Annotated in this window: 11 protein-coding genes; all 11 read left to right on the plus strand. The window is 54.0% G+C overall.

Translation table 11 applies throughout. From position 1 onward, the window contains the following. Positions 1-71: 71 nt before the first annotated feature. The 11 genes from NQZ67_RS12815 to NQZ67_RS12865 all read left to right on the plus strand — a co-directional run bounded on the left by NQZ67_RS12815 (position 72) and on the right by NQZ67_RS12865 (position 14,885). Positions 72-2,432, plus strand: a complete 2,361-nt coding sequence (locus NQZ67_RS12815) for a glycoside hydrolase family 2 protein (protein WP_257446060.1) — start codon at positions 72-74, stop codon at positions 2,430-2,432. A 54-nt stretch (positions 2,433-2,486) separates the two neighbouring features. Beyond that, the gene (locus NQZ67_RS12820) at positions 2,487-3,584 is read left to right on the plus strand and encodes a CaiB/BaiF CoA transferase family protein (protein WP_257446063.1); all 1,098 of its coding nucleotides are present in this window, start codon (positions 2,487-2,489) and stop codon (positions 3,582-3,584) included. A 42-nt stretch (positions 3,585-3,626) separates the two neighbouring features. After that, positions 3,627-4,760 carry a CaiB/BaiF CoA transferase family protein gene (locus NQZ67_RS12825; RefSeq protein WP_257446066.1) on the plus strand — a complete coding sequence of 378 codons (1,134 nt, stop codon included), beginning with the start codon at positions 3,627-3,629 and terminating at the stop codon, positions 4,758-4,760. Between the two features lie 10 nt (positions 4,761-4,770). Next, complete coding sequence (locus tag NQZ67_RS12830; RefSeq protein ID WP_257446069.1) at positions 4,771-5,946, plus strand: ABC transporter substrate-binding protein; 1,176 nt, start codon at positions 4,771-4,773, stop codon at positions 5,944-5,946. Positions 5,947-5,951: 5 nt separating this feature from the next. Next, positions 5,952-7,127 (plus strand): CaiB/BaiF CoA transferase family protein, encoded by a 1,176-nt coding sequence (locus NQZ67_RS12835; protein WP_257446333.1) that lies wholly within the window; start codon positions 5,952-5,954, stop codon positions 7,125-7,127. A gap of 4 nt (positions 7,128-7,131) precedes the next feature. Beyond that, complete coding sequence (locus NQZ67_RS12840; RefSeq protein ID WP_257446072.1) at positions 7,132-7,905, plus strand: enoyl-CoA hydratase/isomerase family protein; 774 nt, start codon at positions 7,132-7,134, stop codon at positions 7,903-7,905. A gap of 29 nt (positions 7,906-7,934) precedes the next feature. Next, the gene (aldA, locus tag NQZ67_RS12845) at positions 7,935-9,401 is read left to right on the plus strand and encodes an aldehyde dehydrogenase (RefSeq protein ID WP_257446075.1); all 1,467 of its coding nucleotides are present in this window, start codon (positions 7,935-7,937) and stop codon (positions 9,399-9,401) included. A 146-nt stretch (positions 9,402-9,547) separates the two neighbouring features. Further along, positions 9,548-10,390: an MBL fold metallo-hydrolase gene (locus NQZ67_RS12850; protein ID WP_257446078.1), complete on the plus strand. Its 843-nt coding sequence runs from the start codon at positions 9,548-9,550 to the stop codon at positions 10,388-10,390. Positions 10,391-10,394: 4 nt separating this feature from the next. Next, complete coding sequence (locus NQZ67_RS12855) at positions 10,395-12,860, plus strand: glycoside hydrolase family 2 TIM barrel-domain containing protein (RefSeq protein WP_257446081.1); 2,466 nt, start codon at positions 10,395-10,397, stop codon at positions 12,858-12,860. Positions 12,861-12,998: 138 nt separating this feature from the next. Then, positions 12,999-13,829 carry a fumarylacetoacetate hydrolase family protein gene (locus tag NQZ67_RS12860; RefSeq protein WP_257446084.1) on the plus strand — a complete coding sequence of 277 codons (831 nt, stop codon included), beginning with the start codon at positions 12,999-13,001 and terminating at the stop codon, positions 13,827-13,829. 3 nt (positions 13,830-13,832) lie between these two features. Continuing rightward, the gene (locus tag NQZ67_RS12865; protein ID WP_257446087.1) at positions 13,833-14,885 is read left to right on the plus strand and encodes a zinc-dependent alcohol dehydrogenase; all 1,053 of its coding nucleotides are present in this window, start codon (positions 13,833-13,835) and stop codon (positions 14,883-14,885) included. Positions 14,886-14,917: the final 32 nt, after the last annotated feature.

Below are 14,917 nucleotides of genomic sequence, written 5' to 3' on the forward strand. Positions count from 1 at the left end.
TAATAATAAAATAATAATTTTCGGATTAATGTTCTGTAATATTATGCAGGTATAATATGGGAGGTTATGGCATGTCACGTGTAGTAAAGGATTTAAGCGGCAAGCTCTGGCAGATGGAGAAGATGAGAGTAGGCGAAGGGGAACGAGAAGGGTTCCATATCCTTCCGGCAGAGCGGCAGGGTGTTATATTTAGCTGGAATTATGCTTCTGTGCCAGGGGATGTATACACGGATTTGCAGCGCGCCGGTGAATTGGAGGATCCTTACTTCGGCCGCAATATGCATAAGGCCAAGTGGTTGCAGGAATATGAGTGGTGGTACATTCGCAGGTTCAACGTCTCGCAGGATATGAAGGGCAAGAAGGTGCATCTGGAATTTGAAGGCGTTGACTACAGCTGCACCGTATGGCTGAATGGCCAATTGCTGGGCAGTCATGAGGGCATGTTCTCTCCTTTCTCCTTCGAGGTCAGCCAGTACCTCAACTTTGATGGATGGGCTGGCGGCTCCAATCAGCTGGCGGTCAAGCTGGACCCGCCGCCGAAGAACTTCCGCAATGTCGGCGGCAAGAAGGTGAACTTCTCCGGCGATTATTTCACCGGCCTTGTGCCATTCGGCATCTGGCGCCCGGTACGCCTTGTGGCTACAGAGGATGTGCGCATTGTGAATTATCGCACCGAGTCCGAGCTTAAGGATGGGGGCGCTGCCGTCCATGTGGAGGTTGAGCTCGACAATATGGCTGCTGAGGCGGCAACCGTCCAGCTCCAGATCGCTTTGAAGGGCCATAACTTCGAATCCGAGACGATCACTCGTACAGTGGAGGCAGAGGTTCAAGCCGGCTGCCATTCTGTGAAGGCAATTGTAGATGTGGCGGACGCGAAGCTGTGGTGGCCTTGGGACATGGGCACTCCGAATTTGTACGATATGGCAATTACAGTCCGGAAGAACGGCTCGGAGCAGGATCGTGTTGAGGACAGAATCGGCATCCGTACGATTCAGATGGAGAAGAATCCAGGGTTCACCGAAGAGGAGTCGGAATATCCGTGGACCTTCGTTATTAACGGCAAGCGCCAATTCCTGCGCTCGGCATGCTGGGGCGGACAGCCGTCCTTCCTGTATGGACGGAACAGCACGAAGAAATATGAGCATCTGCTGAATCTGGTGAAGGAGAGCAATATGAACAATCTGCGGATCTTCGGCTGGCATCCGCCGGAAATTCCGACCTTCTATAAGCTGTGCGATGAGCTGGGCATTACAGTGTGGACGAACTTCACATTCTCTACCCAAGCCTTCTCCAATGATCCGGCATTTGTAGATTCGGTAGCGAAGGAATGTATTGAAATTGTGAAGCTTCGCCGCAATCACCCCTCCAACATTTATTGGATGGGCGGCGAAGAGGTATTCTTCACAGATGCTCATATTGAGAGCGGCAACAAGGAGCTCATGGAAGCGATCGGAGTTGCCATTGGGGCATACACCTCCGTTCCGTACGGGCTGGCATCGCCGCTTAGCAACGAGTTCGGCCAGAGCATGGGCTTCAAGCCCAAGGAGTCCCAGCACGCCAATGAGCATTATTACGGCGGCGGCCGGAGCTTCATGGAGGAATATTACCCGGCTCTGGATTGCTCCATCATTCCGGAATTGACGGCGGCGTCGGCGCCATCTATCGACAGTCTGAGGAAGTTTATTCCGGAGAACGAGCTTTGGCCGATTGGACCAAGCTGGGGCTACCACTGGGCCGATATCCACATTCTCCAAGGACTGAACATAGAGGTGTTCGGGGATAAGAGAATGGATTCGCTGGAGCAGTTCGTGGAATCGACTCAAATCGCCCACGGCACGATTCTCCAGTTTGCCCTTGAATTGTACCGCAGACGGAAGCCGCGTATGAGCGGCGTGTCACTCTGTCACTTCATTACGCACTGGCCGGACATCAAGTGGGGGCTTGTCGATTATTATGGTCAGAAAAAAATCAGCTTCGACTATGTCAAGAGGAGCTATCAGCCGCTTCTGCCAAGCTTGGCATTCGCGAAGAGAAGATGGAACCCGGGCGAGACGTTCCAAGGCGAGCTGTGGATTGTGAATGACTACCATGAGGCCTACGGAGACACTGAGCTGGAATGGACGCTGAGCAATCATAAAGGCGAGGTTGTACAAAGCGGCACGGTAGAGGCGCAGGTGGCTTCCAACAGCTCCGCCAAATTCAGCGACATCGCATGGAAGGTGGATGCTGACGCGGCAGGCGAGTTCTCGGTTGCGCTGACGTTGAAGCAAGGCGGCAGCGTGCTGGCCAGCAATGCATACAAGCTGCTTATTGGCGATCAGGCCGAGGCGAAGCGCATTTGTATCGAGCATCTGGACGAAAGCAACAAGCTGCGAGATGAATATGGCCACAGCTATTACCGCTACAACCCTGAGCTCTGGGAGCTGGAGTAGTATCGGCAAGCGGATGTTTCTTGGGAAGATTGTAACGGTTCAGGAGGGGATGGCTTGCTTCCATTAGAGGGTTTGCTCGTTGTGGAATACAGCACGCAGCTTGCCGGACCCTTCGCGGGGTTAAGACTGGCTGAGCTTGGGGCGCGAGTCATCCGAATCGAGGGGACGGAGGATGAGCCGCTTCCGCTTGTCAGCTTGTACCGCAACAAAGAGAGATTTCAGTTCTGCGCCGCCACTGAAGGAGAGCATGGGAAGCTTAGCAAGCTGATTGCGAAAGCTGATGTTCTCATCGAAGGTCCGCCTGCTAGCGGGTTACAGACAACGCTGCTCCCTTATGAGAGAACGCAAGCGCTGAATGCCAAGCTGATCCATGCCAGCATAACGGGTTATGGCCGGGAAGGAGCCTGGAGTGCGAAGCCCTATGACGACTTGTTCGTCCAGTCACTCACGGGCATGCCTTGGCTGAATGGGAATGCGGATGATCCCCCAATCCCATTCCCGCTGTCCACGGTGGAGATGTTCGCAAGCGCCAATCTCGTGCAAGGCATTCTGGCTGCTCTTGTGCACCGTTCCAAGTTGGGTGAGGGGATGCTTGTTGAGGTTAGTCTGCTGGAGTCGGCGATTGATTATCAATTCGAGGTGCTGACGACTCATCTTCATGATGGAGGACAGCTGCCGCAGCGAAGCTCGTTAAATAATGCCCATGCTTATCTGGCGGCTCCATATGGAATCTATGAGACGGCTAATGGGTATTTGGCTCTGGCTATGGGCTCTGTGCTGGAGCTGGGCGCGCTGCTGCAATGCGAAGCTTTGGCCCGCTATGAGGATCCTGCCAGCTGGTTCTTGAGGCGGGATGAAATTAAAGGGCTGCTCGCCGATCATCTCAGAACCAAAGCGGCTGCGGACTGGGCGGAGGACCTGGAAGCGGGCGGCTACTGGTGCGCCGTGGTTCAGACGGTTGACGAGCTGCTTCAGCACGAAGGCTTCCTGGCCTTGCGCAATATACAGCAGGTTCAAACGGAGGAGCTAGGCTTATTCCTTACGCCTTATTGTCCCATTCGGTTCGACAACAGCTATATGGAAAGTCGCCGTGGAGTTGGGCGGGCGGGCATGGACAACGCCAGGCTTGAGGCGGAATTTCAGCTGCTATAGCCGCAGCGGCTGCATATTAAGTTGAAGCAGGAGTGATACATCATGATGCCGAGACCGCTGGAGGGCTTGCTTGTGCTTGACTTCAGTCAATTCCTGTCTGGTCCTTATGCAGGCTTACGATTAGCGGATTTGGGCGCGCGAGTCATAAAGATTGAGCGGCTGGACGGCGGGGATTTGTGCAGAAGGCTGTATATTTCGAATTTGGAGCTGGATGGGGACAGCACGCTGTTTCACTCCATCAATCGGAATAAGGAAAGCTATGCTGTCGACTTGAAGTCCGAGACAGATCGCTGCAAGGTGCGGAAGCTGCTGAGCCATGCGGATATGATGGTTCAGAATTTTCGGCCGGGTGTCATCGAGAAGCTTGGTTTCGGCTATGAAGAGGTGAAAGCCATTAATCCGCGTCTCATCTACGGCTCTATTAGCGGTTATGGAGGGAACAGTCCACTCCGTGACAGACCCGGTCAGGATCTGCTGCTCCAGGCGCTCACGGGGCTGCCCTGGCTGCACCGAGATAAGTCCAGACGGGGGCCTATCCCATTTGGTCTTGCTATTGCAGATATGATAACCGGAGCCCACCTTGTGCAAGGCATGCTGGCGGCTCTTGTGCGGCGGTCCATCCAGGGCAACGGCGCACTTGTAGAGGTCAATATGCTGGCATCCACCTTGGATGTCATGCAGGAGATCTGGGAGGAGAAATGGATGCCGGATCAAGGCTCTAGCTTACCTGCCGAAGGAGCAGAAGGATCGGCGTCCATTCGCTGGCTGAAGGGGCTGTATCCAACAGCTGGGGGCTATATTGCGCTCGGCGATATGCCTCTGCACACATTGGCCCAGGCGCTTGCCCCTCACATCACCTTGGATACGCTCGGCGAAGCTGCGGCTGCCCGCATGGAGGAGCTGCTGACAACACGTCCTGCTCATTATTGGAGCGTGGAACTGCAAAAGGCCGGCATTCCTTGCGAGGAGCTGCTGGATTGGAAGCAGCTTCTGCAGGAGGAAGCGTTCAGCGAGCTGCGTATGACGCAGGACATCTATCGAAGCAACGGAGCCCGCATGACGGCAATCTCCTGTCCCATCAGGCTGAACGGCCATCGGCTGTTGTCCTCTAGAGGAGCGCCGCGTATTGGAGAGCATAACGCCGTTGTTGAATCGGAATGGAACATTACACGTTGAAGAGATGGTGATGAAGTTGAAATTAAAAGGAATGACATGGTCTCATGAGCGCGGCTTGAATCCATTGGTGGCTGCCTCACAGGCGTTTCGCAAGCTGGAGCCTAACGTCGAGATTGAATGGGACGCGCGTTCTCTGTCTGATTTCGAGCTGTACCCGCTGGAGCTGCTTGCAGATACCTATGATCTCATTATGATTGATCACCCCCATATCGGAACAGCGGTTGCGAAGGGACTGCTGCTGCCTTTGAATGATCGGGTAGAGGAGGCTTTTCTGAAGGATCAGGAGCTTCATTCGACAGGGTTGAGCTACGCCAGCTATACGTATGAAGGCAGACAGTGGGCGCTGCCTGTGGATGCGGCAGCTCAAGTCAGCGCCTATAGACAGGATTTGCTGGATCAGGCTGGATTGTTGCCAGCCCGAAGCTGGAGCGACGTGCTCGCCATCGCCAAGCAGCTGCCCATAGGGCAGTCAATTGGTCTCCCTCTTGTGCCAGTGCATGCGTATTCAACCTTCTTCACGTTATGCGCGCAGCTGTCGAACCGGGCCTATTGGAGTGAAGGTCTTGATCTTCCTATGGAGGTAGGCGAGCAGGCGCTTGCGCTTATGGAAAGCCTGATGCCGTATGTACATTCGGAATCGGTGCATCAGGATCCCATTCACATGCTGAATCTTATGGGTACCAGCAATGAAATAGCGTACATTCCGCTTATCTACGGGTATTCCAATTATGCGAGAGTCGGCTTTCGGCCGTCTGTGGCGAGCTTCGGCAACATTCCGTCTGACAGCGGCGTGCCAAGCGGCAGCATGATTGGCGGTGTAGGGCTTGCGATTTCGTCGCAATGCCGGCATGCTGACATCGCTGCCCGATTTGCCGTTATGGTCGCTTCACCAGAGTTCCAACGCACCTCGTTTTTCCTGAATGACGGTCAGCCGGGCCATCGAGAGGCATGGCTGGACCCCGAGGTGAATCGCCTCTCCGGCGGCTTCTTCAAGAACACGTTGGACACATTGACACACGGCTCCATGAGACCGCGTTTCCATGGCTATATCAGCTTCCAGGAGCAGGCTGGCAATCTGATTCGGTACCGCCTGATGAATCAGGCGCCGGAGCGGAGAACGGTAATTCAAACCTTAAACGAAATGCATATGCAGGTTAGACGAGAGCATCAGGAAACGGGGCTGTGAGCAGAATGAAGCTGCTGGAGGATATTGTTGTACTGGATTTCAGCCAATATTTGGCAGGTCCTGTGTCCGCGCTTCGGTTAGCCGATTTGGGAGCGCGAGTCATCAAGATCGAACGACCGAACGCGGGTGATGGAAGCCGCCAGCTGACTCTGTCGAATCTAAGGGTAGACGGAGAGAGCACCGTATTCCAGTCTATGAATCGGAACAAGGAGAGCTACGCTGCCAACCTGAAGGACCCCTCAGATCTCGTAAGAGTAAAGCGGTTGATTCAACAGGCGGATGTCATCATAGAAAATTTTCGCCCCGGCGCTATGGATAAGCTCGGTCTGGACTATGAATCCGTGAAGGCGCTGAATCCTGGCATTATATACGGCAGTATTACTGGATACGGTGTGGAAGGCCCCTGGAAGAACAAGCCGGGTCAGGATTTGCTGGTCCAATCCATGTCCGGCTTAGCCTGGCTGAACGGCGACGGCGAGCAGCCGCCTGTTCCCTTCGGATTAGCAACCATTGATCTGCACACCAGCTCCGTATTTGTTCAGGCCTTGCTGGGCTTACTGTATAAGCGAGAGAAAACCGGCCAGGGCGGACTAGTGGAGATCAGCCTGATGGAGGCGGCTCTGGATTTCCAATTCGAAGTGCTGAGCGCTTATATGAACAAAGAGCCGAGAGAGCTGCCCAAGCGAAGCAGGTTCCGTAATGCCCATGCTTACCTTGGCGCGCCATATGGCATCTATGAAACAAAGGATGGCTATATCGCGCTGGCCATGGGCTCCATTCTGGCATTAGGCGAACTGCTGCAATGCGAAGAGCTGCTTGTCTATACGGAGCAGTCAGCTTGGTTCGATGAGCGGGACACCATTAAGGGAATATTGAATCGTCACCTGAAGACGAGGTCGACAAAGGAGTGGCTCGATATGCTGGAGCCGGCCGACTATTGGTGCGCTGAGGTGTTCGATTGGGAGCAGTCTCTTCAGCATGAAGGCATCAAGGTGCTGGATATGTTCCAGGAGGTCGTAAGGCCATGCGGCGCGGTGTTCAAGACGACGCGTTACCCGGCAAGGGTGAACGGACAGCTGCTCAAGCATGAGAAGGGAGCGCCTCCAGTCGGCCAGCACACAGTACGAATTAATAGGGACTTCGGTCTTGAGGATTCGGTGGACAACGATGGAGGGAGGTAAGGCGATGGACCATAACGATATTCGATACGAGGTTGACAACTATATAGGGACGATTACGCTTGCCAGACCGGGCAAGCTGAATACCGTCACACGTGCGATGGGCGAGCGGCTCAGCGAGCTCTGTCAGGAGATCAACAGGGACAAGGGCGTTCGAGTCGTCGTCCTCACCGGCGAAGGCGAGAAGAGCTTCTCCGCCGGCAGCGACATTGAAGTGTTGGATGACTATGGAAGTCCATGGGATTTGCGTAATCGAGACGATTATTGTATGGCGATTCGCAGCATTCGCAAGCCAGTCATAGCAATGGTTAATGGGTATGCCATTGGCGGAGGACTGGAGCTTGCGCTGCAGGCCGATATTCGTATGGCGTCATCCAATGCGAGGTTCGGCGCAGCAGAAATTAAGCTGGGCTGGATCGGAGGCAGCGGAAGCACGCAGCTGCTTCCGAGAATTGTAGGTGCAGGCAAGGCTGCGGAGATGGTGTTGACGGGGAGGCTGCTGTCTGCGGAGGAGGCTTTGCGTTGCGGATTGGTTGAGCAGGTTGTGGAGCCTGGTGAGCTGAAGAAGCTGGTCTACGAGACGGCAAGCGCCATCGCGGCTTATAGCCCAATCGCTGTCGAGAACGCGAAGCTTGCACTTCGAGCGGCCATGAATATGCCGCTTGACGCAGGCCTGCAATATGAGAACAGTCTGTTCTCCTTCTGCTTCACGACCGAGGACGCGCAGGAGGGCAAGGCAGCCTTCAAGGAGAAGAGAGCTCCGCAATTCAAGGGCCAATAATAATAGAAGCGAAAGGGAGATGGAGCACAATGATGAAGGGCAATCGCAATGGACAAGACTATTATCGGTTATATATAGACGGCCAATGGGTGGAGGCAGCTTCGGATCGGCTGATTGAGGTGCAGAACCCGGCGAATGAAGAGGTGATTGGACGGGTAAGCGATGCCTCTGCCGAGGATGTGCAGAAGGCGCTGGAATCGTCCGAGCGGGCGCAGCAGGCGTGGCAGGCGCTGCCTGCCGTGAAGCGTGCGTCTTATTTGGTCAAATTGGTGGAGAAGGTGAAGGAGAAGCGCGAGTTCCTAGCCAAGCTGCTGGTGATGGAGCAGGGCAAGACATATCGTGAGGCGCTCGGAGAAGTGGATGATACGATGGCTTATATGATGTTCGCCGTGGAATCCGCCAACAAAATTAAAGGTGATATTCTTCCTTCCAATAAGGAAGGCGAGATGCTGCAGATTCGCAAGGTGCCATATGGCGTCACTATTGGCTTATGCGCATGGAACTATCCGCTGGCCTTGATCGGCCGAAAGCTGGGACCGGCGCTTGTGACGGGCAATACGATGATTATTAAGCCGCATGAGCTTACGCCAATCGCTTCGGCCGAGTTTTTCAACCTGGTTCACGAGGCGGGCTTCCCTCCTGGCGTTGCGAACTTCGTGACAGGCACAGGCGCGGAGGTGGGACAGCTTCTGGTGAGCAGCCCCATTACGAAGATGGTAACGGTAACCGGCAGCGTACGCGCGGGTCAGCAGATCTACAAGGCGGCTTCCGACAACATTACCGCATTGTCTCTGGAGCTGGGCGGCAAAGCCCCGTTCATCGTATTGGAGGATGCGGATATTGACCAAGCGGCGGCAGCGGCTGTCACAGCCCGATTCGCGAACTGCGGGCAGGTATGTGTGTGCAATGAGCTGGTGCTTGTTCACGAGAAGGTGGCGGAGGCCTTCACAGCGAAGCTTCTGGAACATATGAAGGCTATTAAGGTGGGCGATCCTTTCGACAGCACTGTAACGATGGGGCCTAAGGCGAATGGCAATGATCTGCAAAAAATTGACGACATTGTTCAAGAAACGGTAGCCCAAGGCGCCAAGGTAGCCTTTGGAGGCAAGCGTCCTAGCGGCGGTATCTTCGATAAGGGCTATTGGTATGAGCCGACTGTCCTTGTTGATGTGAAGCCGGACATGGCCGCAGCGCAGAAGGAGATATTTGGTCCCGTGCTTCCGATTGTAACCATCAGCAGCTTTGAGGAGGCCATTAACATCGTCAATTCCAGTGAGCTGGGCTTGTCGGCTTACCTGTTCACCAGTGATATGAAGAAAATGATGCATGGTACAGATGTGCTTCAGGTGGGAACAGTCTTCGTCAATCAAGGTATGTCAGGCTGTATGCAGGGCTACCACAGCGGCCATAAGCTGAGCGGACTGGGCGGCGAGGATGGCGAATACGGACTGGAAGGCTATATGCAGAAGCGTGTAGTGTACTTGAATTATAAGTAAGGAGAGGGGCCTGCGGTTTACCGACCGCAGGCTGCTTCCCTATTTTGAGAGGTAGAATTTTTATTTTAAGAACAGGTGGTGGGGGATAAATGCAGCAAGGCTCGCAGGGCTCGCGCATACGAGCTAATGAGAGGCTGATTGACGAAATGAATGCAACAACTCCGCCTTATGGCACCCTTGCGATCTGGCTGCTGGGCCAGGAGAGCATTGTGGTGAAGGGGGATGGCATCCTTCTCTACTTCGATCCCTTCGTATCCGATGATGTGAGGAGCAAGCTGGGTCTCCAGCGATTGTATGAGCCGCCGCTTGTTCCAGCCGATATTACGAATGCTGCTGTCAGTCTCATTACGCATGATCATGAGGATCATCTGGATGCCGGCACGATGAAGGTTATCTGCTATAGCAGCCCGGACAGCCTTGTTATCGCTCCCAAATATTGCGCCAGCACGATTAGGGGGCTTGGCTTTGCGCCTCATCGTGTCTTCCATGCCCATACAGAGGAGCCCCTGTCGCTGCTAGGCGATCGGCTTCAAGTGTGGTCGATACCGGCCATGCATGAGCAGTTTGAGGTTGACGCTGACGGGGAGCATCGGTATGTCGGCTACGTCATCCGATTGAATGGCGTGACCCTGTATCATGCGGGAGATACGCTGGTCTATGACGGATTGGCCGCACGGCTGCGGAGTGCGTGCATAGATGTAGCCTGTCTGCCTATTAATGGACGCGACTATTATCGCGCCAGCCGGAATATTGCCGGCAATATGAATTATCGGGAGGCAGCGGAGCTGTCTTGGGAGATTGGCGCGGACACCGTCATCCCTCTTCATTATGATACGTTCGACTGGAATACAGAGAAGCCGGGCTCGTTCGTGCAATATGTATACGAGCAGTATCCGGAGCAGAAGTGTCATCTGCTGGCGCGCGGGGAACGCTTCCTCTATGTGTCGAGCTCCGCATTCAAGAATGAGAATGAACCAAGGGAGAGATAGTGAGATGAGAGGAATTCCTTTTATACAGGACTGGAAGTTTATACTGGGCGAGCCGGAGTCTCCCCATTTGCTGGCAACGGATGATACCTCATGGCGCACACTGGATCTGCCCCATGATTGGAGCGTGGAGTTCCCGTTTGATCAGGAGAAGGGGGAAGCCTGCACCGGCTATCTGCCTGGCGGAATTGGCTGGTATCGCAAGCGCTTCACGTCCACGCCCGAGATGACCGGAAGCAAGGTCATCATTAACTTCGACGGCATTTATAATCGTGCAAGCATCTATTGCAACGGGCAGCTTGTACGGTTTCATCCCTACGGCTATTCGCCATGCCTGGTGGATATAACGGATTGCCTGCATGCTGAGGGCGAGGATAATCTCATTGCGGTGAAGGTTGATCATTCCCGTTACGCGGACAGCAGATGGTATACGGGCTCCGGCATTTATCGGAAGGCAGCCCTTCATATTATGCCTAAGCTTCATATCCCCGTGTGGGGCACCTATTACACGACGCCGGACGTCGATGATGCTTCTGCTGTTGTACGTGGAGTCATCACCTTGCGGAATGATGAAGCGGGCCCGCAGCAAGCGGAACTGATCTGCAGCCTTTTCGGACCGGATGGCCAGCTTGCAGCCAAGGAGAGAGTGAGCTGCTCTCTGGCAGGTAATCAATCAGAGGAGCTTCAGATGGAATGGAAGATTCCGAATCCGGAGCGATGGGAAATTCATGATGGCAAGCTGTACCGCGCAATTGTTGAGGTAGTGGACGACGGACGGACCATCCAGACGGTAGAGGATCGTATAGGTATACGAGAGTTCCGATTCGATGTCGACAAGGGCTTCTATTTTAATGGAAGGAACACGTTAATTAAAGGGGTCAATCTGCATCATGATGGCGGGCTTGTTGGCGCGGCGGTGCCTCTGGATGTATGGAGACGCAGGCTGGAGACGCTGAAGGCATGCGGATGCAATGCCATCCGGACAGCCCATAACCCAGCCTCGGAGGACTTCCTGGATCTATGCGACGAGATGGGCTTCCTGGTGCAGGAGGAGTTCTTCGATGAATGGGATAATCCGAAGGACAAGCGCAGCAACGGCGGGGAGCAACGGGTGGATTATATAACCCGGGGGCATGCTGAATTTTTCCGGGAGTATGCCAAGCAGGATCTGCAGGACACGGTGCTGCGGGACCGGAACCATCCTTGTATTTTCCAGTGGAGTATAGGCAATGAAATTGAATGGACGTATCCCAAATATAATGAGGCAACCGGCTACTTCGGCATGAATGCCTCCGGCAATTATTTCTGGACGCTGCCGCCGAACAGCAAGGATAAAATTCGCGAGATCATTCAGGGGCTGCCAAGAGACGCCTATGACATTGATAAGACAGCCCGGCTCTTGTCACGCTGGACCAAGGAGCTGGATACAACGAGACCCGTTACAGCCAATTGCATCCTGCCCAGCGCCAGCTACGAATCGGGCTATATCGACGAGCTGGATATTGCAGGGTACAGCTACCGCAGGGTGATTTATGATTACGGCCATCAGCATTATCCCGACAAGCCGATACTGGGAACGGAGAATGTAGCCCAGTGGCATGAATGGAAGGCGGTGTTGGAGAGAGAGCATATTCCTGGCATCTTCCTCTGGACTGGCATCGATCATATGGGTGAAGCCATACAGAAGCCATGGCCGCGGAAGGGCTCCAATCTGGGTCTGCTGGATTTCGCCGGGTTCCAGAAGCCTTCCTACCATATGTTCAAAAGCTTATGGAATGAAGAGGCGCATGTCCATCTCGTCACGCAGACTGTGGAGGAATCCTTGTATCGCCTGAATGAGGCCGGCGAGCTGGTGGAGAAGGTGCCTGGCGGCTGGCAGGAGAGAGTGTGGTTCTGGCATGATGTGAACTCTCATTGGAATTATAGGGATGGAGAGCTGGTTGTGGTCGAGGTATATTCCAATTGCGAAGAGGTTTCCTTATATTTGAACGACACCTTGGTTGCCGCCAAACGCCTGGAGCAGTTCGAGGACCATATCTACAAATGGGCAGTGCCTTATGCCGCAGGAGAGCTGAGGGCTGTCGGCAAGCGAGCCGGTGAATCAACCTCTGCCAGTATCCATACGGTAGGCCCCATTCATACCATTCAGCTGCTTGGGGACAAGGACACCCTCCAGATTCATCCCGATCATGTCGTTCATGTTACTGTTCAGCTATTGGATGCGCAGGGGCATGCCATTACGAACCAAGATGTGGAGCTTGCCTTCGAGGTGGAGGGGGAATGCCGCATTCTTGGAGTAGACAATGGCAGCCCTGACAATGTGCAGCCTTACCAGAGCACAAGCCTTATGACAGAGCTGGGCAGAGGACTGCTCCTTGTACAGGGCACCAAGCCAGGAGAGCTTGCGATTAAGGCGACATGCGCTGCTATCCATGTCGTATCCAATATATGTAAGGTGAAAGTCGTCGAATAGGCCCCTAATGGAATGAATAGAAACTTGTTTCAATAGAGATCGGAAAAGTCCAATAACATGACGAATTGGTTCATTTTATTGTGGAGTAAGCCGTGATACGATCAAGTGAAGTCGATATCCCATGAGGAGGCAACAAGGATGAAGCTGGTACACATTCAATTCGAGGGTAAGTTAACCTGCGCGATTGCAGGAGAGCAAGGGATTCTGCCGATTGAAGCGAGCCTGGAGGACGTGATTGCCGGAAGGGCTGATGCGGCGGAGCTTGCTGCAGCAAGCCGCGGTAAGTGGCTGTCGGAGCAGGAAGTAGTGTTCGCACCTTCCATACCGGCTGGCAAAAAAATCATTTGCGTTGGTCTTAATTACAAGAAGCATGCGGAGGAGGCGGGACTCCCCGTACCTGAGGTGCCTATTCTGTTCAACAAGTTTTCCAATGGACCTGTTGGACATGGGGCGGAAGTTGGCCTTCCCGCCCAAGCGTTCAAATATGATTACGAGGCTGAGCTCGGCATCGTAATCGGCAAGACGGCCAGAAACATCAAACAGGAAGAGGCGCTGGATGTCGTATTCGGCTATTGCAACGTCAATGACCTGTCTGCGCGTGATCTCCAGATGCGTACAAGCCAGTGGATGCTTGGCAAAATATTAGATGGCTTCTGTCCAGCTGGCCCTTATCTCGTCACGGCGGATGAAGTGGGCGATCCCAACGAGCTGGATATTCAGCTGTATCTGAACGGAGAGCTTCGCCAGAGCTCCAATACAAGAGACATGATTTTCACTGTTCCGGAAATCATTCAATACATTACGAAATATATGACGCTGGAGCCTGGCGACCTTATTCTGACCGGGACGCCTGAGGGCGTGGTGGCCGGTTATCCGGAGGATCAACAGGTATGGTTGAAGGACGGAGACGTCGTTACCGTTGAAATCCAGAAGCTTGGAGCTTTGACCAATGTCATGAAGGGATGCTGACCAATGAAAGCCTTGGTTATCCGCAGCCCGCATCATATGCAGCTGGAGGAGATGGAGGCCCAGCCGTTAGGGCCTCATGATGTTCGAGTTCGGTCCAAGGCTGTCGGCATATGCGGGACGGATCTCGAAATCTATGAAGGACAGATTTCCTCCGATTTCGTGAAGTATCCCGTTGTGCCTGGACATGAATGGAGCGGAATGGTCGTAGAATGCGGCTCCGAGGTGACAAGCGTAAGACCGGGGGACAGAGTCATTGCCGAAGGGTTATTGTCATGCGGCAGCTGCGCCTACTGCAGAGAAGGCCGGACGAACCTCTGCCATCAATATGATCAGCTTGGCTTCACCCGCCCTGGCGGCGGGGCGGAGCTGGTCATTGTACCTGCCCGGGCTGTCCATCGCATTCCGAATGAGGTCTCCTATGAAGCAGCGGTCTTAATCGAACCGGCTGCGACGGTGCTTCGCGGCATTATGAAGACGCCGCTTCAACCAGGAATGAAAGCGGTTATTATTGGTCCCGGTACGCTTGGCTTGTTGACTGTACAGCTGTTGAAGGCGTTCGGAGTGGATGCCATCTGTCTGATTGGACGGAGAAATGAGCAGCTGGAGCTGGGGAGATCGATCGGCGCTTCTCATTTCGTCAATAGCCGCATCATGGACGTGCACGCCGCTATTCAAGTATGGACAGAAGGACAAGGCGCTGACCTCATTGTCGAGACATCTGGCAGTGAAGAGGCGGTCAGGCTCAGTATGGAGCTGGCGCGCAGCGGAGGCCATATTGTGCTGACTGGCGTCGCTGGAACAGGCAAGAAGCTGGTCGTGGAGAGCGATTATATGATGCTGAGAGATTTGACTGTGCATGGCATATTCTCTTATACGACCAAGTCCTGGCATCAAGCGCTGAGACTGCTGGAAGCCCGCAAGCTGGAGCTGGAGGCGCTTATTACGCATCGCTTCTCTATCGACCAATACGAGGAGGCCTTTGAAGCGCTGCGGAACAAGACGAAGCCAACAGTCAAAATTGTCATGCTTCATGATGGAGAGGAGCTGTCGCCATGATTCTGGGTACTACAGACGAGGTGAGAGCTTAC

Source organism: Paenibacillus soyae (assembly GCF_024623455.1).
In the GTDB taxonomy this organism is placed as follows: domain Bacteria; phylum Bacillota; class Bacilli; order Paenibacillales; family Paenibacillaceae; genus Pristimantibacillus; species Pristimantibacillus soyae.